21 protein-coding genes and 2 pseudogenes are annotated in these 26,351 nt (G+C 34.6%); 11 read left to right on the top strand and 12 right to left on the bottom strand.

Annotated features, from left to right (window positions below):
• Positions 1-433 precede the first annotated feature (433 nt).
• From gndA to JG29_RS00165, 6 genes are read right to left on the bottom strand one after another with little or no spacing between them, the layout of a single operon-like run.
• On the bottom strand, positions 434-1,828 hold the full coding sequence (gndA, locus tag JG29_RS00190) for an NADP-dependent phosphogluconate dehydrogenase (RefSeq protein WP_045921966.1): 1,395 nt from the start codon (positions 1,826-1,828) through the stop codon (positions 434-436).
• Between the two features lie 28 nt (positions 1,829-1,856).
• Positions 1,857-2,483 (bottom strand): orotidine 5'-phosphate decarboxylase / HUMPS family protein, encoded by a 627-nt coding sequence (locus JG29_RS00185; protein WP_045921965.1) that lies wholly within the window; start codon positions 2,481-2,483, stop codon positions 1,857-1,859.
• Positions 2,484-2,508: 25 nt separating this feature from the next.
• Positions 2,509-3,576: an L-ascorbate 6-phosphate lactonase gene (ulaG, locus tag JG29_RS00180; RefSeq protein WP_045921964.1), complete on the bottom strand. Its 1,068-nt coding sequence runs from the start codon at positions 3,574-3,576 to the stop codon at positions 2,509-2,511.
• A gap of 12 nt (positions 3,577-3,588) precedes the next feature.
• Positions 3,589-3,873: a PTS sugar transporter subunit IIB gene (locus JG29_RS00175; RefSeq protein WP_045921963.1), complete on the bottom strand. Its 285-nt coding sequence runs from the start codon at positions 3,871-3,873 to the stop codon at positions 3,589-3,591.
• A 19-nt stretch (positions 3,874-3,892) separates the two neighbouring features.
• Entirely contained in the window at positions 3,893-5,209 is a 1,317-nt protein-coding gene (locus tag JG29_RS00170; protein WP_045921962.1) for a PTS ascorbate transporter subunit IIC, read from the bottom strand.
• Positions 5,196-5,672 (bottom strand): PTS sugar transporter subunit IIA, encoded by a 477-nt coding sequence (locus JG29_RS00165; protein ID WP_232297060.1) that lies wholly within the window; start codon positions 5,670-5,672, stop codon positions 5,196-5,198. The genes JG29_RS00170 and JG29_RS00165 overlap by 14 nt, the downstream gene beginning before the upstream one ends.
• 146 nt (positions 5,673-5,818) lie before the next feature.
• Between JG29_RS00165 and JG29_RS00160 the strand changes: the two genes are divergently transcribed.
• From JG29_RS00160 to JG29_RS08510, 10 genes and pseudogenes are all read left to right on the top strand, one after another.
• Complete coding sequence (locus tag JG29_RS00160) at positions 5,819-6,652, top strand: MurR/RpiR family transcriptional regulator (RefSeq protein ID WP_045921961.1); 834 nt, start codon at positions 5,819-5,821, stop codon at positions 6,650-6,652.
• A 245-nt stretch (positions 6,653-6,897) separates the two neighbouring features.
• Positions 6,898-7,426, top strand: a pseudogene (locus JG29_RS08985) (SDR family NAD(P)-dependent oxidoreductase).
• A gap of 11 nt (positions 7,427-7,437) precedes the next feature.
• Positions 7,438-8,382: pseudogene (locus JG29_RS00150) on the top strand (2-keto-3-deoxygluconate permease).
• A 428-nt stretch (positions 8,383-8,810) separates the two neighbouring features.
• A complete protein-coding gene (locus tag JG29_RS00145) occupies positions 8,811-9,518 on the top strand; it encodes an AzlC family ABC transporter permease (RefSeq protein ID WP_045921960.1) in 708 nt (235 codons plus the stop codon).
• Entirely contained in the window at positions 9,505-9,828 is a 324-nt protein-coding gene (locus JG29_RS08625) for an AzlD domain-containing protein (protein ID WP_084232453.1), read from the top strand. Before JG29_RS00145 ends, JG29_RS08625 begins: the two co-directional genes overlap by 14 nt.
• A 230-nt stretch (positions 9,829-10,058) precedes the next feature.
• Positions 10,059-11,498, top strand: a complete 1,440-nt coding sequence (locus JG29_RS00135; RefSeq protein ID WP_045921958.1) for an amino acid ABC transporter substrate-binding protein/permease — start codon at positions 10,059-10,061, stop codon at positions 11,496-11,498.
• Positions 11,499-11,661: 163 nt separating this feature from the next.
• Entirely contained in the window at positions 11,662-13,092 is a 1,431-nt protein-coding gene (locus JG29_RS00130) for an amino acid ABC transporter substrate-binding protein/permease (RefSeq protein WP_045921957.1), read from the top strand.
• Positions 13,089-13,826 (top strand): amino acid ABC transporter ATP-binding protein, encoded by a 738-nt coding sequence (locus JG29_RS00125; protein WP_045921956.1) that lies wholly within the window; start codon positions 13,089-13,091, stop codon positions 13,824-13,826. Before JG29_RS00130 ends, JG29_RS00125 begins: the two co-directional genes overlap by 4 nt.
• Before the next feature lie 152 nt (positions 13,827-13,978).
• Positions 13,979-15,091 carry a C39 family peptidase gene (locus JG29_RS08515; RefSeq protein ID WP_052696252.1) on the top strand — a complete coding sequence of 371 codons (1,113 nt, stop codon included), beginning with the start codon at positions 13,979-13,981 and terminating at the stop codon, positions 15,089-15,091.
• A gap of 18 nt (positions 15,092-15,109) precedes the next feature.
• Positions 15,110-16,348: a C40 family peptidase gene (locus JG29_RS08510; RefSeq protein WP_052696251.1), complete on the top strand. Its 1,239-nt coding sequence runs from the start codon at positions 15,110-15,112 to the stop codon at positions 16,346-16,348.
• A 1,493-nt stretch (positions 16,349-17,841) separates the two neighbouring features.
• On the opposite strand, the gene JG29_RS00110 is transcribed toward JG29_RS08510, so the two are convergent.
• From JG29_RS00110 to JG29_RS00100, 3 genes are all read right to left on the bottom strand, one after another.
• Positions 17,842-18,258 carry a GtrA family protein gene (locus JG29_RS00110; RefSeq protein ID WP_045921955.1) on the bottom strand — a complete coding sequence of 139 codons (417 nt, stop codon included), beginning with the start codon at positions 18,256-18,258 and terminating at the stop codon, positions 17,842-17,844.
• A 134-nt stretch (positions 18,259-18,392) separates the two neighbouring features.
• The gene (locus JG29_RS00105; RefSeq protein ID WP_232297059.1) at positions 18,393-21,029 is read right to left on the bottom strand and encodes a transglycosylase domain-containing protein; all 2,637 of its coding nucleotides are present in this window, start codon (positions 21,027-21,029) and stop codon (positions 18,393-18,395) included.
• A 36-nt stretch (positions 21,030-21,065) separates the two neighbouring features.
• On the bottom strand, positions 21,066-22,331 hold the full coding sequence (locus tag JG29_RS00100; protein ID WP_156961592.1) for a hypothetical protein: 1,266 nt from the start codon (positions 22,329-22,331) through the stop codon (positions 21,066-21,068).
• Between the two features lie 297 nt (positions 22,332-22,628).
• Here JG29_RS00100 and JG29_RS00095 point away from each other — a divergent pair, with 297 nt between their 5' ends.
• The gene (locus JG29_RS00095) at positions 22,629-23,387 is read left to right on the top strand and encodes a hypothetical protein (RefSeq protein WP_045921953.1); all 759 of its coding nucleotides are present in this window, start codon (positions 22,629-22,631) and stop codon (positions 23,385-23,387) included.
• A gap of 67 nt (positions 23,388-23,454) precedes the next feature.
• Here the strand turns inward: JG29_RS00095 and JG29_RS00090 are convergent, their stop codons facing one another.
• From JG29_RS00090 to JG29_RS08855, 3 genes are all read right to left on the bottom strand, one after another.
• Complete coding sequence (locus tag JG29_RS00090) at positions 23,455-24,738, bottom strand: adenylosuccinate synthase (protein WP_045921952.1); 1,284 nt, start codon at positions 24,736-24,738, stop codon at positions 23,455-23,457.
• Positions 24,739-24,804: 66 nt separating this feature from the next.
• Positions 24,805-25,953 (bottom strand): hypothetical protein, encoded by a 1,149-nt coding sequence (locus tag JG29_RS00085; protein WP_045921951.1) that lies wholly within the window; start codon positions 25,951-25,953, stop codon positions 24,805-24,807.
• Between the two features lie 2 nt (positions 25,954-25,955).
• On the bottom strand, positions 25,956-26,351 hold a 396-nt coding region (locus JG29_RS08855; RefSeq protein ID WP_045921950.1), incomplete at its 5' end, for a DnaB-like helicase C-terminal domain-containing protein.

The following is a 26,351-nucleotide window of genomic DNA, read 5'->3' as shown; positions in this document are numbered from 1 at the left end:
AGTGGCTTAAAAAGTTTATTAACCAATCAAGACTATCCAAAATAACCATGACAGTTTTCGGCATTCTCATGGTTCTGTCTTATTTTCTCCTGTTTATACAATTAAGAAAGTAGAAGAATAGTTAGATTACGAGGATGCTCAAACCAGACTGAATATCTATTAAAAAACAGGATCAGAAAGCAGTCCAAAAGCTGGTTAATTTCTTGAATTTTTCATTGATAATAGTCAATCTGATAGTTAAAGATATTTTCAACATGCCCTAATCGCTTGTCGTCCCTTATATACTAACGTTTATCGAAAAATGAGTTGATCCCCTGACTTACCAATAAATAAAAGCTGATATATAACACTGCATAGTTATATATCAGCTTTTTATTTTCAATAGAACTCAAAAAATTGTTAATCCAAATAAATTATTTTGCAAATAACTGAATCACATTTCGGGGTACCAATTAGTATGAAATATCCCCTTTCGATCCAGCCGTTTATAAGAATGGGCCCCAAAATAATCGCGTTGTGCCTGTAATAAATTAGCAGGCAATTTGGTATTAAAAATTGATTCTAAATAATTTAAAGCTGCACTGAGTGCAGGTGTGGGAATTGCCGCTGATTGAGCTATCATCACAGTTTGGCGCAAATCTAAAATATAATGAGTTATTAATTCTCCAAAGTAGGAGGAAGTAAAAAGATTACCCCTTGAACCAATAGTAGAATAAATTTCTTGAATTTTAGTTAGCATCGAAGATCTAACGATACATCCATTTTCCCATATCTGAGTAATAGAAGCCAAATCCAAATGCCAATGATACCGGTCACTGGCTAATTGAAGCTGTTGTAATCCCTGACCATAACTAATAAATTGCGCTAAAATTAAAGAATTTTGCACAATGTTGATAAAGTTATTAGGAACACGTGTACTTGAATTTTTGTATTTAAAATCAGAATTACTAATTACTTGGCCAGAGATAAATCTAGCAAAAACTGATTCTGCAATGACTGTAATAGGCGCTCCTAAGTTAACAGCATCTTCTAGCATCCAATTGCCAGTACCTTTATACTCTGCCTGATTTAAAATGACATCAATAAGGTCTTGTCCTGTTTGTTGATCTTTTTTGCAGAGAATTTTTACTGTAATCTCTAATAAATAAGACTCTAAATCAGTATGATTCCAACCGGAAAAAATTTTTGCCACTTCAGAATTATTTAATTTGAGTAATGTTCGTAAAATATCATAAACTTCGCATAACAGTTGCATAATTCCGTATTCAATACCATTATGAACCATCTTCACATAATGGCCCGCTCCTTCGGGGCCAATGTAATTAACACAAGGATAACCTTGATTATTTCTGGCGGCAATAGCCTTTAACATGGGTGCAACTTGCTCATATGCTGCTTGTTGTCCACCAGGCATCATTGATGGACCTGCTAAAGCTCCTTGTTCACCACCAGATATTCCCATGCCTATAAAAGCGATTCCTAATTTATTTAAGCTGTTAAAACGTCGATTAGTATCTTGAAACCAGGAATTACCCCCATCAATTAAAATATCCCCTTTATTTAATAACGGTTTTAAACAATTGATGGTTTGATCAACAGGAGCCCCTGCTTTAATCATAATAATTATTTTTCGAGGGCGTTTCAAAGAATTAACAAAATCTTGCCAAGAAGAAGTCGGTACAAGTGTTTTCTTTTGATATTTCTCAGATATAGTTTTCATTTCTTGCTTCGAAATACTAAAAACAGAAACGGAATAGCCATGTCGATTTAAGTTTAAAGCTAAATTTTTTCCCATTACTGCCATGCCAATAACACCGACTTGTTGCATATAAGTCCTCCTCAGTCAAATTAAAAGCTTAATGGCCTTTAATTACCCTAATAAATTTTTGTAGTTCATTTAATGGTGCAACTGCTTGAGTAATCGCTCCTCCCACAACAATAATGTCTACCAATTCCTGCTGGCGTAATTTTTGTGCAGCTTTTAAATCTATTCCTCCAGCTACGGCTAGATTTTCAATATTAGGATGGTTTTGATGAAATTGTTCCACCATTTGAATCAAATCTTGCTTTGTTGAAGAATCATTATTGTGATGAATCAAATAAATTGCTTGCGAATAACCTGCTATTTTGGCTACTTGTGCCGCTGGCACATCAGTTAGATCAATCATCATCTTTTTTTTATTACTAGTTTGATCATTGCATAAAGCAATAGTTTTTTCAGAAGCAGAGCCAATGACTGTTAAATAATCTGCGCCATAATTAAATCCTGACTCGAACTCATAAGCACCTTCATCATAAGTTTTAATGTCATATAAAATTTGACTTTCTTTAATCTTGTTACTGATCTTTTGTAAAGATTGCATCCCAAAATCTTTAACTAAAGAAGTCCCAAATTCAATAATATCAGCTTTACCATCTAATAATTGCACCAATTTTGTGGTCTCTGCTAGAGATTTTCGATCAATGGCTACTTGAAGTTTCATTTACTAATTCACCTCTGGAAATTTTTTACAAAAAGGATTTATAGGGTAAATTGACTGGATAAGTGTAACGGTCAGCAAATCCTCTATCATGATAATATTCAATTTTGGTTCGATCATCAGGATAAGTGAAACTTCCCCCAGGCAACCATAAAAATGGATAAAATTGATAATTAAATCTCTTTTTGCGTAAATCCCAAAGTATCTCTATCTCTTGCGGATCGGCCAACATATTACTCCAAATATCCCAATGTAAAGGAATAATCACCTTAGTTTGTAAAGCTTCTGCCGTTCTTAATACGTCTACCGAAGTCATTTTATCTTGAACACCAATTGGATTCTCACCATAAGCAACAGTGGCTACATCAATTTTAAAATCCTGTCCATGCTTGGCAAAATAAGAACAATAATGAGAATCAGCAGCATCATATATAGTTCCTGCGCTAGTATTAATAACAAAATTAACTGCACGTTCATCCATCTCAGGTACTACATCATCTGGTGGTAATTCTTTAGTATCAGGATCAGTAATTAAAACCGATCTGTCAAAGGAATCAGTCACTTGAATGGTGATATCTTTAACTTTTACAGTATCTCCTGGTTTAACTGTAATACACCTATTAGCAGGTACTCCCCAGTCAATCCATTGTTGAACTACATATTTAGGACCAATAAAAGGTGTTTGGGCAGATGTATTTTTCAAAACTGCGGCTGCAGCATTTAAATCAATATGATCATGATGAAAATGCGTGACCAAAAATGCATCTAATTTTTTTATCTTAAAAGGATTAAAAACATTGGGTTGACTTCTCAAGTTAGGTTGAATAATGCGTCCTCCTGTTAGTCTAGCCCATTGATGCCTAGCAGACATTTCCTTCAGCTTGTGTGTAGTCTTTCCCGTGCCACACCAAAGATCAATAGCGATATTAGTCTGCGCGTCACTCTTAATCCAAAGGCCCATATTCACAAGCCACCACATCATAAATTTATTTTTAGGGACTATTGTATTATCAATCTCTTCATTAAGCCAAGTTCCCCATTCAGGAAAAACTTGATTTTTCCAAGTTTGTTCTGTAGTTTCATCAATTTTACTCATCTTTAAACCTCATCAATAACCCATCTCTTTTAAACGTTCATCTAAAGCAGCTTTAATTTCCTCTTGATTAACAAAATTATTTAATACTAAAGTTTTAGTTTTTAAATCCTCAGGAAAATCTTCCGCTAATTCATTAGTAGTTACGTATAAATCAGCCTCAACACTTCTAATACTGCCTACATCAATAGTTTCAACTGAAAAATCATCACGTTTTTCTGATTCTAAAATATTTTCAATATTCATTTTGGCAATAACACTAGAACCTACTCCAAAACTACAAACTGCTACAATTTTCATAATTTTAGCCTCCTCGACATTAAACAAACATTAAAAAGATACTTCTTAAAAGTTTTAATAAGTACATTAATGGCATCCAAACCAGCGCGAAATCAATATTCGAAAAAGTTAAACCGCTTCCAAACATAGGGCCAGTTAATGGATAAAAAAGAATGACCGCTGCTGAGGAAATCATCCCCGTTATAAAGCCTGCAAAAATTGCTCCCCGCCAGCCACCAGCTTTATTACCAAAAACACCCATAACATTGCCATCGAAATACATAATAATAGGACTTGGAAAGACAATAATAGGAGATTTAAAAAAGATTGTCAGAAAAGTTACCAAAATGCAGCCAATTGTGGATCCTAAAAAACCAAACATTCCTCCCATTGGAGAAAAAGGAAAGAATGTTGGTGCATCTAATGCAGGTATGGCTCCTGGTAAAAACTTATCTGAAATACCCTTAAAGGCTGGAACAATCGAGCCAATAAACATTCTAACTCCCTGTAGCAAAATAACTATTCCGGCTGTAAATTTAAATCCATTGAGTATTAACCATAAAATCCAATTAGTGCCACTTATTCCTGTACCGGAAAGAGATTCGATTCCTTTTTGTCCTACTGCTAAACCAATACCTAAAAAAATCAGAGGCATTAAGAAAAATAAAGTTATTGTATTATCACGAAACATTGAGGCCCATTTGGGTAGTTTCATATTATCAGCATCTTGATGTTTATTGCCAAACCATTTACCAATAAAATGGGCTAAAATAGAACCTACTTGATCCATAAAACCTAAAGTTTGCACATTATTTAACCATTTTTTACCTATAATCCGTGGGATAGCAGGAGAATAAGTATAATACACTGCTGCAAATATAGAAGCTAAAGTAATTGTCCAAAAATCATTCGTCTTTAATACCGTAGGAATAGCAGCATTTAAAAAGGCCGCTAAAAACAATTCCAAATGTGCTGTTAAATAAACATTTTTAAAAACCTCTTTATGAGAAATTCGAACTAAAACCAGATGAATTAAAAAGGCAATTAAAAAAGTTATAACCGTATTTTTTGCTAAGGTATTAAATTGTAAGGCCACACCAAAAACCGCATCATTGGTTGGTAAAACTCCTTTCACCTTTAAGGTGGAATTTAATTTGTTAATAACCGGTGATAAAGAAGAAATCAAAATTCCCGAACCGGCAGTTAAAATGGTTAAGCCAATAATTGTCTTGACTACACCATCTATAACCTGCGGAAATTTTTTCTTTTGTAAGAGTAATCCGATTAACGCAATTAATCCTAAGAAAATAGTATTGTTGCTTAAAATTTGATAAACAATGAAATTAAATACTTTCATAATTTTCTCCTTCATTAATTAAACGACTAATACAGTCAGCGTCAGAGTCAGAAGAAGAGCTTTTTAAATACGCTAAATTTTGCGAATTATTCAAAAACTTTACTAATTTCTGTAATAATTCTAGATGGTCATTATTATTTGAAGCTGCTAAAATAATTACGATATCGACTGGATCATTTATTTTATTACCAAAGTTGATCGCTGGATCTAAGGTCGCTAAAGCGATCGCCGTATGTCTAATATCATTGCCAGGTCGGGCATGACCCAAAGCAATTCCAGGTGCAATGACAATATAAGGTCCATATTGGTTTACTGAAGCAATCATTCTATCAATATATGATTTTTTAATTATCCCCATATTTAATAAGGGTTTTGAAGTAACATAGAGCGCTTCTTGCCAATTTTGAACCGGCACCTTAAATTGAATCGCTTTCGGTGAAAGTGTTATAACCTTGCCAGCCAAATAAATCACCTCCATTGTAAAAAATATTCATATAAATACGCGTACATTATGATTGTTTTTTACACCAGAATTATATAATGCTGTTTATACAATTTGCAAGCACTTTTATAAAATAAAACTGAATAATAAATAAGAGGTTGATGCGCATGGAATTATCTATTCAAAATAGAATTTATAATATTTATGACGATTTGGGAGATCAGAGTAAAAAAATAGCTGATTTTATTTTGAAAGCTCCAGAAGTCTTTTCTTCATTAACGCTGGAACAACTAGCAGAAAAATCTGGGGTTTCCACTGCCACCATTTCCCGCTTTGCCAAACAATTAGGTTATTCTAGATTTTCTCAGCTGAAATGGTCTATTCTCAATGAAACAAATAATAAAGATGTTAAACCGATTAAAGTTAACGATTCTGCAATGGTTGTAGCCAAAAAAACTTTAGATGCTAATATTGAAACTCTGAATCGTACATTTGAGTTAATGAGTGAAGAACAATTACAAAAGGCTCTGCAATTAATTGTTCATGCGCAAAATTTAGATTTTTTCGGTTTAGGTGGTTCTAATATTGTGGCTCTTGATGCCTACCATAAATTTCTCAGAGTACCTATCAAGGTTATGCATGATAACGAATATCATTTAGCATTAATGCAAGCTTCCAAATTAACTAATAAAGATTGTGCTGTTGTTATTTCTCATACTGGAAATGATCAAGATACTTTACTAATTGCGGAAACTTTAAAAAGAAGAAAAGTACCTATGATCGTAATTACCAGCTTTCCCGATTCGCCATTAGCCAATTATGGGGAAATTTGCTTCTTCTCAATTTCTGAAGACTCAGAATATCGAACTGAAGCTTTATTATCACTAACCTCACAATTAGCAATCAATGATTGTCTTTATATGTTAGCAGCCCAACATTTTGGTTCGCAGGCAGAAAACATATTAAAAGATATCCGCCAGACCATTATTAAAAAGCATTAATAATTAAATCTGCAATCGTTAGTATCCAAACAATAATAATTTTTATTCCATTAGCATTCTGATTATTTTAAATATATTGTGAAATAATATCAATTTCTCAAATTATATGATATAACCAAAAAGTGATTTATTGATCAAATTCTATTCATAAAGAAGAGAGAATATTAATGCGTTACGATTTCGATAATAAGGTCGCCATCGTTACTGGTGGAGCTAAGGGAATTGGTAAAGAAGTAGTATAGGGAATCCATAATGGAGGTGGAACAGTTGCCGTTTTAGATATCGATAATAGTGCAGGTAAAAATTTATTAGGTGAATTAGGAAATAATGATTGCTATTACCACATGGATCAAGCTAATCGAGAGGAAGTTAATACAATTTTTCGACAAAACATCAATGATTTTCAAACCGTTGATATTTTAGTTAATGTTGCCGGAATAATCAGCGCTAAGCCATTTTCTGACTTGTCTCCTGAGGAATGGGATCAAACTATTCAAACTAATCTTACGGGTCCATTTAATACTGTTAAAGCAATTTGGGAACATTTTAAAAATAATAAGGGCGGTCGCACCTTCTTTTATGCATACCTCAATGAGCAAAACTCTTTCAGATGACCCTATAAAAAACGAAAAAGTTATCAGCATGATTCCTTTATGCAGGGCGGCAGAACCGGTAGAAATTGCCCAAATGATTCTATTTTTTGCTTGTGATGCTGCCAGTTTTATTACTGGAGAAATTGGCGATGTTGATGGCGGCGTAGTTATGTATGGTTAGAGGAGTTTATAATGACAAAGAATAAGAAATATTTTTCGCTTCCGGGAGGAAACATCATTATTCCTATGTTTATAGGAGCTGCTATTAATAGTTTTTTCCCAGTCTATTAAAAATAGGCGGTTTCACTACCCCTTTAGCTGAAGGATCTGGAGCCTTAGTAGGAGCCTTTTTATTCGTCATTGTTGGCACAATATCTTTTAAATCTATCCCAGCTGCAGCTAAAAGAGGAGCTACTATTATTCTCACCAAAGTCGCTCTTTCCATTATTTTTGGCCTCACAGTAGGAAAATTGTTAAATAACAATTTCTTAGGTTTAAGTACCTTATAAATAATTGGAGCCATGTCTGGGGCCACTATGTATGCAGGAATTGTTCATGACTTTGGTGATGAAATTATGAAGGAGCAGTGGGAATAACCATTCTTAGCGTTGGCCCCTATGTAACTATGATTGCGTTAGCTTCTTCAGGTTTGGTCTCTTTTTCAGTGGTTACCTTAATTGCAACAATTCTGCCATTATTGGTAGGAACGATACTTGCCAACATTTTTCCAGCAGTTAAAAAATTTTAAATGATGGTATGAATGTTTCTATCGTGGTAGTTGGTTTTGCCTTGGGATGTACTATGCATTTTAAGCAGATTTTTGTAGGTGGCGCTTCCGGTATCTTATTAGGAGTAATTGTAACCTTAATAGGAGGCCTTGTTACTATTGGAGCTGATAAATTAACTGGCGGTTCTGGAGTAGCAGGAGCCGCAATTTCTAGTAAAGTTGGAGCTGCCATAGCAACCCCCGCAGCTTTATCTGCTGTAGATGCTTCTTATAAAGCTATCAAAGCAACTGCTACAGCACAGATTACTGCTGCTGTAGTAGTTACCGCAATTTTGACACCTATTCTAACCGCTTGGATAGCTAAACGAAATAAGAAAAAGTTAGCTACCGTTTCGCAAGTAAATGATTAAAAAGTATCAATTATCTTTACTAAATATTGGTTTAACTTATAAATAAAAGCCCTAAATATTTTCAGTCAATAATTAAACATTTTCAATGGTCGAATATCTGTTTGGTATAAATAACTATCTAGAACCAAACGAATATTCGACTATTATTATATAGAACCAATTGATCATATTGAAACGAACATAAATTTTTAGATTAAATTCAAATCTAATAGCTTTTTGGTCACTTGATAATATGACAATTCCAGATCATAAGGCATCTAAAGATTATTTTCTCACTACATAATTCTTTAAATTTATTAAAAAATACTTCACTGATTCTCATAAATTATTTAAATTATGATTGACTTTTAATGTCAATGCTTTACAATATCACCAAGTTTAATCTATTAACCATTCCTTAAAAATTTATTAAGTTAGTTGGTATAGCAATGAATAATGAACTTAACTTTAGGTCGGCTTTCAAAGAGACTTTACCGACCGTTTTAGGCTATATTGGTATCGCTACCACAGTGGGAATTATTGGAAAAACTTCCGGTCTCTCGATTATGGAGGTCGTTTTAACCTCCCTAATTATTTATGCGGGCTCGGCTCAACTAATTGCTATTAACTTAATTGCAGCAGCTAATCCTCTTTACACTATTGTGCTTGCTGTTTTTTTAGTAAATTCCCGCATAATTCTTATGAGTACAACTATTGCAAAATACTTTCATAAAGAATCTCTACTAAAAAATATCATAATTGGTAGTTTATTGACTGATGAAAGTTTTGCCCTGGGAATTTCTAAACTTAACTATACTCAGGGCAAGTTAAACTTTGAATGGTTTAATACGGTTAATCTTATTTCTTATATAACTTGGATTATTTCTACGGCGCTAGGCGCACTATTAGGCCAGTTTATTTCTAATCCTCAAAAACTTGGATTAGATTTTTCCATCGTGGCAATGTTTCTCGGATTACTATATTTACAAGTAATCTCAGATAAATCTCTAAAAAAATCTTTACAATATATCATTGTTTTCTTAACAATGTGCCTGACTTATGGCAGTCTAATTATTTTACCTAGTAATTTAGTAATTATTACAGTTACTTTAATAGGTTGTAGTTTGGGGGTTTTATTAAAACATGTTATTCAATAAAGTAGTCCTGACGATTATCTGCTGCGGCATTGTAGCGATTTTATCCCGGGTTTTACCCTTCGTATTATTAAAGTATGTCCATCTATCAGACAGATTAGTAGAATTTTTAGATTTTGTTCCTATAGTTATTATGACTACCTTGTGGTTTAGTAATCTTTTCACTCCGCACTTGGGAAACCTGCCAATTCTTAATCTCGAATATTTATTGGCTTCATTACCAACTTTTTTAGCAGCCATTGTAACCAAAAATCTTCTCCTCATTGTGTTGGTCGGAATTATTTCTTTAACTATTTTGAGAACTGTAATTTAAATTTTTCTTATAAAAACTTACTAATAACATTATTTAAATAACCACCCTTGTCCTTGAATAAATCCCATTTTTGCTTCCTTTGTCCAATTTTTTTATTTTTCAAGGTCTAAGAGAAATAAAAGAAGCCCAGCCACTAATTGTATAACGTCTCAAGTTATGCTAAATTAGAGACTATTAATTAATAAGGCTGGGTTTAGCTATTAAATTTTGATATGGAGGTTTTATATGTAATGAAAAAGAAATTATTATCATTCTTAGGACTATTATTTTTGATATTTACTTTTGGGCCTCTACAAACAGTACACGCTCAAAAAGTCTATCAAATCGGAACGGATGTTACATTTCCCCCTTTTGAATTTGCCAACAAGGATAATAAGTACGTTGGTATCGATATTGACATTTTAAAAGCTGTCGCTAAAGAAGAAGGCTTCCAAGTCCAAATTAAACCAGTTGGTTTTAATGCTGCTGTGCAATCAGTTGAGGCTGGACAAATGGATGGTGTGATTGCTGGAATGAATATCACCCCCGAGCGAAAAGCTAAACTTAATTTTTCTGATCCTTATTACAAGTCAGGCGTAGTTATGGCTGTCGGTAAAAACAGTCCTATTAGGGATTTTAAACAGCTTAAAGGCAAAAAAGTGGCCATAAAAACCGGAACCGCTGGTGCCGATTATGCCAATAGTCTGAAAAAGAAATATGGGTTTAGAACCGTCACTTTTGATGACTCGAATAATATGTATCAAGACGTTGTCACGAAGAATTCTGTAGCCTGTTTTGAAGACCAGCCCGTCATGCAATATGGTATTCATCATGGCATCGCCTTGAAAATTGTTACTAAACCTGCTAATACTGGAAACTATGGCTTTGCTGTCCAGAAAAATCGCAATCAAGAATTAATTACAAAATTTAATGCCGGCTTGAAAAAGATTAAAGCCAACGGCACCTACAATCGAATCGTTGCCAAATATTTAGGCAAGGAAGCTGTAGCTGGTCCGCAAAAGCAAACGGCCACTGAAGATCGCAGTTTTTGGGGTTTAATTAAACAAAATCAAGACGCTTTATTAGGCGGTTTGGGAGAAACAGTTTGGCTGACAGTGGCTGCTATCTTCTTCGCTACCATTTTCGGTATTATTGTCGGCTTGCTGGGAGTGGTCCCGAATAAATTCTGTAATGGCTTATCTACAACTATTATTTATATTTTCCGAGGCTTGCCTCTACTAGTTTTGGCCCTCTTTATTTATACCGGTATTCCAAGTCTTACTGGTCAAAAAATTCCTGCTTTTCTAGCCGGGATCATTACCTTAACTTTAAATGAAGGTGCCTATATCGCAGCCTTTGTTAAAGGTGGTATTGATGCTGTGGACTCCGGTCAGATGGAAGCCGCCCGTAGTTTAGGACTTCCTTTTGGCAAAGCTATGCGCCGAGTTATTTTACCGCAAGGTATTAAAATAATGATTCCATCTTTTATTAATCAATTTATTATTACTCTAAAAGACACCTCTATTTTATCTGTCATCGGTATCTTAGAGTTGACTCAAACCGGAAAAATTATTATTGCTCGGAACTTAGAAGGCTTTAAAGTCTGGGCCATCATTGCTTTGATTTATCTAATTATAATTACGTTATTAACCTGGCTTTCCAACTGGGTACAAAAGAAGACTCAAGCTTAAAGTCACTTGATACTATCTATTCATAATGACAATGTTAGTTTGGGAAAATTATTTTATTGATGTATTGCTTCAAAATTGCTGGCAATTTCTTAAATATTGTCCCTGCTCAAAAAGTGTGAGAAAATATTAACATTATGAATAAGATAAGGATGGCAAAACTAAAATGAAGAAAAAAATATTAATATTTCTTAGTTTAATAGTTTTTTGGTTTGCTTTTGGTCCTATAAAATCAGCACAAGCACAAAAAGTCTATCAAATCGGAACGGATGTCACTTACCCGCCGTTTGAATTTGCTAACAAGAATAATAAGTACGTTGGTATTGATATTGATATTATGAAAGCTATTGCCAAAGAAGAAGGCTTCAAAGTTCAAATTAAACCAGTAGGTTTTAATGCTGCCGTACAATCTATGGAAGCTGGACAATTAGATGGTGTGATCGCTGGAATGATGATGACACCTGAAAGAAAGGCCAAATTTGACTTTTCCCAGCCCTATTTTGATACAGGTATCATTATGGCAGTGGGTAAGAATAGTAAAATTAAAAATTTCGAACAACTACGTGGCAAAAAAGTAGCCCTAAAAACTGGTACTGCCGCCGCGCTTTATGCTAACAGCATTAAAAAGAAGTATGGTTTTAAAACCGTCACTTTTGATGACTCGAATAATATGTATCAAGACGTTGTCACGAAGAATTCTGTAGCCTGCTTTGAAGATAAGCCCGTCATGCAATATGCTATTAATCAAGGCACACCATTAAAAATTCCTGTTAAACCAGCAAATAAAAGCACTTATGGTTTTGCTGTCAGAAAAGGTCATAATCAAGAATTACTTGCTAAATTTGATGCTGGTTTGAAAAAAATTAAAGCTAATGGTACCTATGATAAAATAAAAAATAAATATTTAGGCACTAAGCATCACAAGGTGAAACCTGCCACTGAAGATCGTAGTTTTTGGGGGCTGATTAAGCAAAATCAAGACGCTTTATTAGGCGGTTTGGGAGAAACAGTTTGGCTGACAGTAGCCGCTATCTTCTTCGCTACCATTTTCGGTATTATTGTCGGCTTGCTGGGAGTGGTCCCGAATAAGTTCTGTAATGGCTTATCTACAACTATTATTTACATCTTCCGGGGCTTGCCTTTATTAGTTCTGGCCCTCTTTATTTATACTGGTATTCCAAGTCTTTCTGGCCAAAAAATTCCTGCTTTTCTAGCTGGGATCATTACCTTAACTTTAAATGAAGGTGCCTATATCGCAGCCTTTGTTAAAGGTGGTATTGATGCTGTGGACTCCGGTCAGATGGAAGCCGCCCGTAGTTTAGGACTTCCTTTTGGCAAAGCTATGCGCCGAGTTATTTTACCGCAAGGTATTAAAATAATGATTCCGTCTTTTATTAATCAATTCATTATTACTTTAAAAGACACTTCTATTTTATCTGTTATCGGTATCTTAGAGTTGACTCAAACCGGAAAAATTATTATTGCCCGGAACTTAGAAGGCTTTAAAGTCTGGGCCATCATTGCTTTGATTTATCTAATTATAATTACGTTATTAACCTGGCTTTCCAACTGGGTAAAAAGGAGAATACAAATATGACCGACAAAGTTCAAGTGACACATTTAAATAAAGATTTTGGTGATAATCATGTCATTAGAGATGTCAGTTTGACTGTTAAGCCTAACGAAGTAGTGGTCATTATTGGCCCTTCCGGTTCAGGTAAGAGTACTTTTTTACGAACGCTTAACCGCTTGGAAGACCCCACTTCAGGCTCGATTGTAATTGATGGCATTGATATTTCTCAACCTAATGCTAATATTAATCAAGTGCGAGAAAATATTGGAATGGTTTTTCAACACTTTAATTTATTTAATAACTTATCGGTAGCTCAAAATATTATGCTGGCACCGCAAGAAATCAAACATTTAGCTACAGATGAGGCCGCAAGTGAAACTAAAAGACTATTAAAAATTGTCGGTTTAGAAGAGAAATTTAACGCTACAGTGCAATCCTTATCAGGGGGACAGCAGCAACGTGTTGCGATTGCCCGGGCCTTAGCTATGAATCCGGACATTATGCTCTTTGACGAACCTACAAGTGCTTTAGATCCCGAAATGGTCGGTGATGTTTTACAAGTTATGAAAAAATTAGCACAACAAGGAATGACAATGATTGTAGTAACCCATGAAATGGGATTTGCCAAAGAAGTTGCTGATCGTGTTCTATTTTTTGATGATGGTCAAATCCTTGAAGAAGGTACGCCAACGGCTATTTTTGATCATCCACAAAATCCTCGTTTACAAGAATTTTTGAATAAAGTTTTAAATGTTTAATAACTAATATTTTAAAAAAACACTCTTCTAATGTAGAGTGTTTTTTTATATGTTCAAACTAGTTTCTCTTTTTAAAAACTGAGTAAGACTGTAATCAGAACCTTATTTGGCTTATAATGAGAATATCTTAATTTGAAAGGAGAATAGCTAAGTTGACCCAAAATAATTACTATAAGCTCAGAAAATATTCCTATTATTGTTTGATTTTCTTTAATGTGTTATTACTTTATTGGTGTTTGCGACCAACAACTCTAATTCAAGCAGCAGAAATTGACTCGCCTGCACCAATTTCATTCAACAATGTTCCTTTAGCAGGCGTAGTAACAGTTAAAGATCAAATAGCGCCCTTATATAATGGTCAGGCACAATTAATTAAGGATCGCAGTCTGATGCCCCATTCTTCTTGGCGAACCGGCTTACTACATATAAGCAGTGATGGACAAAAATATTATCAGGTTTCTACTGATGAGTACATTGCTTACAATCAAGTAACTTTTCAATCAGGAAATGTTGATGGGACTGCTCATCCGATAGAAAATGAAATGAAATTAGGCTCAGGCCAAGCCGATGTTTGTATCATCAAAGGCTCAGGAGTGATTTTATATAATAATTATGGCAATCAAGCAACTAACTCAGGCCGTACTTTACCCAGTGGTAGTGCTTGGAAAGTACTGCAGCATGTCTACGCAAATGGCCACTATTGGTATGAAGTAGGCAATAATCAATGGGTTAATGAAAGTTTTGTAGTAATTATTCACGCTAATGATTATCAGCCTAAGGTTCAATTACAAAGTGTTCCTCTTATTGCCCAACGTCCTGAACTGCCTAATGGTTGTGAAATCACTGCGGTCACAATGATGTTGCAATATGCCGGAGCGCACGTAGATAAAATGCAGTTAGCACGGGAAATGCCACGGAGCAACAATCCTAACGCAGGTTATATTGGCGATCCATGGAATGGTACCGGAGTTACTATTTTCCCACCAGCTTTAATGCAACTGGTTCAAAAATATACTCCTAATCATACGGCCAAAGATTTAACTGGTCTGGGCTTTGACGCTCTTAGATATCAATTGGGTCTGGGACATCCAGTGGTTACGTGGAATACAATGCACGGTTTCCCTTATCATGCTTTAGTTATTACCGGGTATGATCAGCATAATATTTATTACAATGATTGCTGGACAAATGAAAAAACCAGTTGGTCGATTGATGCTTTTATCAAAAACTGGAATAGCCAAGCGCAAAGAGCATTAAGTTATTAATTTAGGGGGGAAAAACAAATGAATAAAAAAATTTTAACTGCTGTTTTAATTAGCTCTAGTTTATTGGGAGGCATTTTTACTTTTGATAATAACAATGTCCATGCACAAACACTTGCGGCTGATAGCGGCATTGTCACAACAATTAAAATGGCACCTTTATATAACGAAAATGGACAAATCATTCGTAATCGTTTATTACCAGCTAATACACCTTGGATTACCGGAAATTATCTACAGATTCCCAATGTCGGTAAATTTTATCAGGTATCAACGCATGAATTTGTTAAAGCTGAAGATGTTTCCTTTCAACATGGCAAAGCTAATGAAGGTGTAGTGTGGGCCGGAAATAAAGGTGCTCTAGAATATATTTATGAAGATGGTCATTATCAGGCTACTGCTGGAAAACTAGCGCCCATTACTGCTTGGAAATATGGATTTACAGATAATGTTGCTGGAAAAACTTGGTATCAGGTAGCTACTAATACTTGGATTAATAGCGATGATACTGCTATTCCTAAATACAGTAATCCCAATGGCTGGTATCCAATTCATAATACACAAATCACTCAACAGCAAAAGGCTGGATATGATCTTTATAATGGTGTCGAAGGTATTAAAGTTTATAAAGTGCGCCAATTTTTTGGTTTATCCAACACTCATACTATTTACGAAAGTAGCGTTATTACCCGGGTTCGTAATTGGCAGGCAAATTATGGCTTACCAGTTACTGGAATTGTAGACTATAATACTTGGACCAAAATGGGATTTAGTGGCCAAGAGTGGTTTGATATTGATAATTATGTAGCACCTTTAAAGACTAACATTAACAGTAGCAGAAGTGATCACGTTGAAGCCATGATAAGCCAAGCACAAGCATATTTAGGAAAACCTTGGATTTCCGGCGCGGCTTCTTCACCAGCTTATGGCGTTGATTGTTCTGGTTTAGTAACTCAAGCCTTATATGCCGCTGGCATTGATCCTCAACCAACTGGGAATATTCAACATGCTCAACCCGGAAATGAATGGAATTGTCAAAGACTTTACAGTAGTCCTTATATTCATAGTGTTCCTTATTCTCAAAGATTGCGCGGTGACTTGATTTTTTATAGAAGTCCCTATGATGGTAGCATTTGGCATGTCGGAATCTATTTAGGAAATAATCAAGTCTTAGACTCTTGGCCATATCAGGTAGCTGTTCGTCCAATTACTAATTGGCAAAGAAGCGACATTGCTAAAGTAGGAAGAGTCTTTTATTAAAAAACAGTTGTGTGAAAAGCGCAACTGTTTTTTTTTATTAACTAAAACTTGCATTGCAAATATATTTTTGAAGTCTAGTAATATTTCCCAGGAAATATTTTTTGATAATAAATTTAGAACTATCAATATTTTTTAAATTAGTTACTTATTATCAATTTTTAAATTTTGCCTATTTAACACAATAATTTTTAAGAAATTAAGAAACCTCAAAAAGCGTTAATCTCATTAGATTAACGCTTTTAAACAACAAAGTAATAAGGAGAGGTTCAAGTTCGCCTAGTATTACTTGTTGTTATAATAACTGCCTAAGAGGTCAGTTACTTATAATGTATTTTATGCTTTTAAGCAAGAATTGCAAGTAAATTCTAAAATATAATTAGCAAAATATTAAAAATATAACATTTTTTTAATATTAACAAGCATCTAGCCCAAACATCACTGTTTTCTAATATATTGGGAGATATTACAGCTGATAAAAATACTCTAAACTAGTATAAATCACACATACTACAAACACCATTACCAGAAGTTAATCACATCAAAGATTAGACAAGGCAAAAAACTACTTTTGCTATTTTTGTAAGTAATCTAATATTTTTTACTTTGATAATTATTTAACCAAATATATTATTACTATTAATTATGGTGATAGACTATCCAATTAAAAATTACCGTTAATTTATTGAAGTCTTAAAAAGTTCAGCATTTACTGCCGGTCTAATTTACTTTTTCCAACTAAACTATTAAGTATAAAAAGTCAAATGTAATTAAAAATTCAAAACAAGAAAATAATATTTATATTTTTAGTAAATTAACTTGTAACTAAACTATTTGCTTAATCGAGTAATTAAAATAATCTGTTTAAAACAGATTAAAAATAATGTCAACAAAATTTCAATCCTTTATAAGGAGATTCCATTGTCAATATTTTTTGTTAAGCAAATAATGATTACTGATGCAAAACTATAATACAAATGATTAATCGTCCAAACTCTTTTTAGTGATAGTTTTTTATATTTAAAAATCTCGAAAAATATTTCCCGGGAAATATTTTTCGAGATATAAGGATTTTTGTTTCAAAAACAGCTTTTTAAATCTATACGCAACAATAATTTTTGCCTTAAGTTTTTAATCTCAAAGTGTGATTTTTAAAACTATTGTTTTTTAGGTTCTAACTGTAATTTATGATTTTGGAAATCGGCTTGCTTTTAGTTATAATTGTAACTTAACTAAGTTTCTCGTTGAATTTAAATTAAATAAAAATTTCTTTACTGGAAAATTACCCATTATTCAATGCATAAACAGCAGCTGACTCCATGTTCTTTAAACAAGTGCCTAGTAAAAGGCTACCACTATTATTCAGTATTAGTAATTATCCAACAAGTTCTGTAATTTAAAAAAGATAATTGTCTTATTTTTTTTAGAGTTAGTGATAATTAAATCATTGAAAAAACAGGTGGCTCTCAAAGGCATTATTTTTCTTTTTAAGGGCCTTATTTTTCTTTAAAGATAAATACCTTACTAAAGATATAATTCGCCACTACGACCAAAATATTGTCGATTAATTTGACAATAAAACTGTTCGCATGCAACAAGCCAATCCCAATATATAAAATAGCAAAATCTAATAATAAGCTGAGAATTCGAAAGAAAAAAAAGGATTCCAATTCTCTTAGTACAGCAGTCTTTGATTTCTGATGAGAGTTAAAGACAAATTGTTTATTAGTTACATAAGCAAATAAAACCGAAAACAGCCAAGCAATAAAAGTGGCCCATTGATAGCCTATTAAATGATGCCACGTATATAATTCATAAAATATGATCAAATTTATTAATGTTGTCAAACCGCCAAATATCAGATAAGAAATAAAAGGCCAATATTTTTGTATTAAGATCCTTAGTTCCTTCATAAAAACTCCTGTACGATCAATAATTGCACAAATACGGCTTTTATTGTAACACTAATTATCTACTTTCATCTAGTTGGGCTGAATTTAGCAAAGTAGAAAAATTATTATTAACTCATTTTCTCGGAAAACTACAATTAATTGATTTCGATAACCGGATCAGGCACATTGCCGCCATAACTGCGAATCTCATTAATCACGTTCTCTAATTGCTGTTTTAGTTCCTGTTTATTTGCAGAATTATTTTGATAAGCGGCCTTAACCTTATCTAAAAGAACTTGATATTGCTTCATTAAACGCTCCACATTAGCTTGGCGTTGTGCTTGGCGATCTTCTTCAATTTGTTCTTTTTTCGTGGCAAAACTAGCCAAACGCTTATTATCTTTTTGGGCTTGTAATTTAGCCTGATTTAAATTGAGCTGGCGTTGCAGCTGCATAATGATTTGATTAAACTGCTTTTTAGCCTGCATTCTTTTAACATTTTCATTTTTATAGCGGATCTTTTGTAATTGAGAAACTTTTTGTGAGTATTGTGATAATTTAGTAAAAGGCAATTGTTGATACTTAGCAATAGCCTGATTTACTATACGTTCTCGATTTTGTTCTTGTTTTTTAGTTAAATGGTAGATTAAACGATAATCTAGATTGCTCAGGCGCTTTGCATTAGCGTTAATTTCGGCACTATTAAAGGCCAGATAATTTTCCTTAATAATCTGAGCAACACTTTTTTCAACTGCTTCTTGGCGAACATAGAGATTATCGCCGACTTTGCGGACAGTTTTAGGCATTTTAAAATCGTCATTAGGAATTTTTAGATAATCTACTAAAAATTCACCCTCGGCTTTGAATGTCTTGATCGTGAGTTGCAGTTGATCTTCACTTAACGGCTGTTGATGATCATAACCCGACCAATTGGCAATTGTAAAACGTGGTGTCATCCCTACAAAATAACTATCATGATTAAAATCAGTAGTTCCGGTCTTCCCTGCCACATGAGCATAATTATGCAAAGCCGCATTCTTGCCTAAACCACTTGTAACTACACTTTGCATCGCATTAATCATCATGTAACTGGCACTGGAATTATAAACAGTAGTCTTCATATGAGGATTTTGATAAAGGGTGCGGCCATTGACGGTATCGATAATACTTTTCAAGTTGCTGGGAGCAATAAATTTACCATTACGCGCAAACGAACTATAGGCAGAAGCCATTTCTGTAGTGGTTACTCCTTTAGTAAAACCACCAACTGCTATAATTGGATTATTATCAGCAGGATATAAGCCTTGAAACTGCATTTTGCCCAGTAACTGATAAAAAGACTTGTCCTTATCACTCAAAGCTAATTTAAGAGCTACGGTATTAATAGAATCGGCCAGGGCTTGACGTAAAGTTACGGCTCCGCGATAACCATCATACCAGTTGTGAACTCCGCCAACTGGGCCATCTACCACACGGCTTTGCGGTGCATAGCCTCTTTCAAAAGCCGGGGCGTAGGCAATTAAAGGCTTAGCAGTAGATCCAGGCTGGCGATAAGCATTAATAGCCCGATTAAGTTGATCTCCTTGAGTAGTACGCCCCCCGACAATTGCGATAACATTCCCCGTCTGATTATCAACAATCGTACTGGAGACTTGCGGTTCTAATTTTCCTTCAGCACTTCGTTGATTATAATTAGCATATTGTTGCTGGACGATTTGCAGGATCTGTTTTTGTAGATCCTGATTAATAGTAGTTTTAATCTCAAAACCGCCATTGAGTAATTCACCATAATATTTATCATAAACTTGCGAATAACGCCGCCGATAATCGTTTTTATCTTGATCATTATTAAAGAGATATTCCATTTCAAAGCCATGGATCATCATTAATTGCTTCACAGCATTGTCGACAGCATAATTTAAAGCATAATCTTGAGAAATGTCATTATCATACGTAAAATTGTGAATTTTGAGCTGAATTTGGGGCTGAGAATAGCGTTGAAACGCCGCCTGCGAAATTAAGCCCTGCTGATACCAAGAATATAATACTGTATTCCTACGATTACGAGCTGCCTGGGGGTGCAATACCGGATCATAGAGAACTTGATTATTAGGAATTCCTACTAACAGTGCAGTTTCGCCAATATTCAATTGTTGCTGCTTTTTCGAAAAATAATACTGCGAAGCACTTCCTATCCCATAACAACCATGACCTAAATAGACATTATTTAAATAAAACTCTAAAATTTTCTTTTTCGAAAATTTTTGCTCAATTTGTTGGGCAATGACCATCTCTTTAATTTTCCGGTTTAAACTTTGAGATTGGTCTTTTAAAACAATATTTTTGACTAATTGCTGGGTTAAAGTAGAGCCTCCTTGAACCTGCCGTCGTAACAAAGATTGAGTAACAGCCCGCAAAATACCGGTTAAGTCAACACCATGATGTAGATAATAACGCCGATCTTCTACAGCAATGACGCCTTTGCGTATTTGTGGGTTAATTTGTGCATAAGGGACATAGTCAGCCTGACTATGAGTCAGAGTTTTCATAGTTTTGTTAGTGCCGTCTTTAATAATTGTCGGTTGTTTCGGATGAAAATTTTTTTCTTTAATATCGTCACTAATCACATAACCATCAGTAATATCCTTTTGTACTTCTTTGAGATGTCGATGGCAAAAACTCACACCCCAAATTAAGAAAATTACCAAGAGTGCGATCAAACAATATTTAATAACTTTTTTAACTGGATGTTCGCGAAAATTAGTGAGCCATTGCTGCCATTTTTCTTGCACAACTATTCCCCTCATTTTTAACTAGTTGTTTTTCAATTAACTAATATATAATAATGTTCCGCTATCAACTACATTAGTAAGCTGAATCAAATCAGACTCCGCAACACAAATTCCATTATTCAAAACAGAATTACCACTGTAAATAAAGCCTAGAGTTTGACTATTACTAAATAAGATCGAATTCTGTAAAGTGGGGTTATTCTTCAGCCAAAAGATCGGTTGAGACAAATTATAATCACTAATTGTGTTAATCTCAGCATTCATCCCCGTTGCATCTTCATAATAACGACCAAAATTGGATTGTTGCGGATCAGTAATTACTCCGGCGGTTTCGCTCGGATTGCTAATAAGTGCTCGAATCCGATAAGAGCCGCTCATTACCTGATTGGCAGTTACGCGAATCAATGCACCTTGAGTATGATAATGACCGCCACTACGACGTAATAAAGATAAGGTTTTATCATTTTGAGAGAAGTAGAGAACTTTATTAGCAGTAATACCGGCATCTTGTAAAATTTTATCCGCCACATCAACTGCCTGAACATTGTCAATAATAGTTACATGAGCCGGCCGATAGGCTTGCGTTAAGGGAGCATTCTTTAATTCTTCTAGCTCAGCGTTTTCTTGGGCTAACTGGGATTTATCCTTATTGGCTTGAGCGTTCTTAAAATAAGTAAGAATTTTCTGCAGCTGCGGTTGCCAATAATGTTGCCACCGCCGATTTTTAATTAATTTATAATAAGCATTAGCCTGGGAAACTTGGGCCAAATTTAATTGTCTGGGATCTGCTTGAAAAGTTTTCCGGGTTTTTGTTAAAAATTTATTAGCATCCTGTGTTTGGTCAAACCAAATTTGAATTGTATCTAAACGATTTTTCTGTTGTTGATAAACGGTTTGATTTTTCTCCTGCAGCAAATGTTTATCGGTTTGATTAAGCCGTTTTTGTGTAACTAAATTAGCATAATAATGACCATCATAGTAGCTGGCAATTTGGCGCTCATTGCGTTGCCTTTTATTTAATAAAACGAACAGCTTTTGAAAATCAGCTTGCGTTTGTTTACTAAAAATTAAGTTACAAAAATCCCCTTGCACAAAACGATTAACTACTTGCACCTGTTTGGTATTTACATGAGTAATTAAAGCCTGATGTTGGCGGCTTTGATATTGATGACTAACTAATCTTTGAGCCGCCACATCGCTTCCTCCAAACAGAAAGAAGAGACCAAAAAGTGCAATTCCCGTCAATAGAACTATTTGGGTAATGCGCTTTATTAGGCCCAAGTTTTTTTCCATAAATTTCATAAAAGCCAATCTTTCTTCAATGAATTTGATCAATCTTAATCAACTTATGTTCTTTCTAGTATAAAATAAGATTAACAAAAATATTTTAAGATAGTTAATACAACTACGCATTTTAAATTATGAGGCCAAAAAAAATTGCAAATGACAAAAAGATTCTTTAAAACCTTAGTAACCACTATTATTATATGCCTTTGTTTATTTATTATATATTATAATCGTCATCTTCTAGTCCGAAATACTTCTAACTGGTTATCAGAACGGACGATCCCTTTTAATCTTCTAGTAAGTCCTCAGCACGTGGACAAAAGTATCCATCCACAAGCGCTCACACTTAATGAGGTTAATAATCAACAATATCATAATGAATTGAAAACCGTGAATGTTTTGATTAATTCCTCTAATCGGCATCATCAAAAAATTGCTTGGCTATCCTCAGCGCAGAATCGACAATTAAAAGCACGGATACAAAAGAAGTCGCACCGTTATTTCTATAGCATCACTCCCTTAGTAATTGGCCAAAATCGGCAGGGAAAATATACCATTCTCAGTGTTAATTGTCGCGAGGATAATAAACAAATCCAAAGTTATCGCTACCAAATATATTATAATCATCAACGTGCCCGCAAAGTACTTTATCTTCGCTCTACTCATAATAATAAGCCCCCCAAATTTATTGGTTTTACTAATAATCTAGGCACTTCTGGTATTGTTAAAGCACCTAATTTTATCGAAACGATTAATCAAACCCTTAATAATTCAGACATAACTAATAGACCTGATGCTTCTGTTAAACAATATAGTCAGGTAGGTAAAAATATTGGGCTAGACCCTAACAGTGGTTCTGCTTTACAAAAGTATGCTCTCAATACAAATGCTGATCAAAAAAATAGTGCGATTACCGGTTATGAATTTTCCGATGTTCCACGTGAAACAAAATTTTATTTAACACAGATTAATAAAGAGCAAACGTTTTATTATACCCTTATTTATAATCGTAATACTAACCGTTTCACGGGTTTGCGACTCAAACATCAAAGCGCTGCCCAACAGCCTTAATCACTGTTCTATTAAAAAATCCGCAGAGATAATTTATCTCTACGGATTTTTAATAAATAAGCCAATATTACCAAATATCTTTTAAAACAATTGTTTCATTACGATTAGGACCAACCGAAACACTTACAAAATCTAAATTAGTCAATTCTTTAATCTTTTTTAAATAGTTGATAGCGGCTGTCGGCCAAGCTTTGAGGTCAGTTACCCCCCGTAATGGTTGCTGCCAACCGGGAAGAGTAACATAAACAGGTTGACATTGTTCTAAAATATGCAAGCTGGCAGGATATTCATGAATAATTTGACCATCAGGAAGTTGATAACCGGTACAAATTTTTACCTCTTCCAAACCACTTAAGACATCAATACTGTTCAATGCTAAATCGGTAATTCCAGCAACTCGTTTAGCATGTTGTAACACCACTGCATCCAACCAGCCAATCCGCCGCGGACGTTTAGTAACTACCCCAAATTCATGACCAGCATTCCGAATAAAATCACCTGTATCATTTTTTAATTCTGTGGGGAAAGGACCAGCTCCAACTCTAGAAGTATAGGCTTTGGCAACCCCAACAATGCGCTTAATTTGAGTAGGTCCCACACCAATGCCAGCTGTATAACCACCTGCGGGATTAGAAGAAGTAACATACGGATAAGTTCCATGATCGATGTCCAGCATAATTCCTTGAGCACCCTCAAATAATACCTTGGCTTGCTGATCTAACTGTTCATTCAAAAGCTTAGAAGTATCACAGACATAAGGCTTTAATTGCTGTCCATATTGGTAATACTCAGCAAAAATATCATCAAAATTCAGCGGTTCACTTTCATATAATTTAACAAAAGTCTGATTTTTCATAGCTAAATTGGACTTTAATTTTTCTGCAAAAGTATCTTTTTCTATTAAATCAGCCATCCTAATACCTACCCGAGCCGCCTTATCCATATAGGCTGGACCAATACCACGATTAGTAGTACCAATTTTGGCATCGCCCTTGTTAGCTTCTTGTAAACTGTCTAACTTAAGATGGTAGGGTAAAATCACTTGAGACCGGTTAGAAATTTTAAAATTAGCAAAACTAATTCCCTGCTTTTTTAAAGCTTCAATTTCTGCTACTAATGACTTTGGATTAACTACTACTCCATTGCCAATCAATGAGATCTTATCTGAATTTAAAATTCCGGATGGAACTAAGCGCATTTTATACTCTTTATCGTCAACTTCTACAGTATGTCCTGCATTGTCTCCACCTTGATAACGAGCTACAACTTGCGTTTGACGACTCAGAAAATCAGTAATTTTTCCTTTGCCTTCATCGCCCCACTGCATTCCGACTACAACAACACCTGTCATGCATATCATCCTTTATTATTTATTTTACTCTTTAAGTGTATCAATGATGAACGTTATTTCAACCATTTATTTAATTAATTCGGTTTTTGTAAAATAAGAATTCAAATAACCAAATGCTACCCGTTCTAAATCTTGATACTTAAATTCATGTATCTGCGTAGTTCCGGTCTGCAGATCATCAAAAATGGCCAATTGTACACTCGTAGCTTTAGCTGCAACACTATAAGCTAAAAAATCAGTATCTAATTGCCGTAATTGAATGCGTATTATTAATTGCAATTGCGTTAACTGCTCAAAAGTATTTTGCCAAAAGTCCGTAACTGAAAATTGCATCTGATCATTTAAAACCGGCTGAACAAAAGTATGCGCCTTTTGATGCCAAGTTCGATAAACATTAATCATTTTTAAATAGTCCGTTTGCGCGGAAACAAACTTGATAGCATCTAAACGGATTAAAGCATAGCCGCCAAAACGTCCATCTTGATCGACCAAAGATAAAACTACTGTATCAGCAGTAACATTAATTACTTGACCAACGTAAAAGTTATTATGAGAAATGTTGACATAAACCATTAGTAAAGTAGAACTACCCTGCAAGGGTTTTAACAAGGTTTCTAAATATTGATTAGCTTTCACAATAACGGGTAAAGTATGCTGCGGTTGCAGAGCAAAGAAACTGGTAGCCTGTTCTAATTCTTGACCGCCAAACTCTACAGCCTCCAATTGACTTTGTAAAAAAGCCCGCACCACTTCTTTATCAGAAAAATCAAAAACATCCAGTAAAGAAAGCTGGAGCTGCTTTGCCTTTACATTGATAATCTGAGCCTGCTGATAATGATACTGTGTAATGCCGACAAATAATGCTACTTGCCGTTGTTTACATAAATATTGTAGAACGGCTGTTAATAAATTCTGCTCAGAAAAATGCGGCAAAATTAAAGGCGGCGCACCGAGCAATTTTTGTTCTTGAGCTAGAAAAATGCGCTGCTTGATCCGCTGCAAATCACCACTAGACGTATTCACTAAGGCAATAGCTCTAATAGTAACTATTACATACCCATTCAAAAGTCCATAATCGTTATAAACTTGCATTATGACATGATGTGGATTCAGCTGACAAACTTTGCCAGTATAGATGTCATTAGTTGCCCGCATAATGACATCAATTAATTGCTGCTGCTGGTAAGCTTGTTGTAATTGCCTATATTTACTCATAATTATCCTTCCGTCAAAGGGGAGATGGCTGCAAACTTATTATAAGATTTAACAAATAATAGTTTAATGGTTCCACGAGGACCAGAACGATTCTTACTGATAATAACCTCTACTTCGCCAGCGTTAGTATCAACAACATCCTCAGAGTTATCCGAATCAGACTCGTCATTATAATAATCATCGCGATATAAGAAAGCAACCACATCCGCATCTTGTTCAATAGAACCCGACTCGCGAATATCGGATAAGAGCGGACGCTTATCTTGCCGCTGCTCTACTCCCCGTGATAATTGCGACAACGCAATAACCGGCACGTGTAATTCTTTAGCTAATCGTTTTAACTGCCGTGAAATCACAGATACTTCCTGCTGGCGATTTTCTTGTCCGGTTCCTTCAAT

It is taken from the genome of Bombilactobacillus mellis, assembly GCF_000967245.1.
GTDB classification, from domain to species: Bacteria; Bacillota; Bacilli; order Lactobacillales; family Lactobacillaceae; genus Bombilactobacillus; species Bombilactobacillus mellis.
Note: the sequence above shows the minus strand (reverse complement) of the source record. Positions and strands in the feature narration are given on the sequence as shown.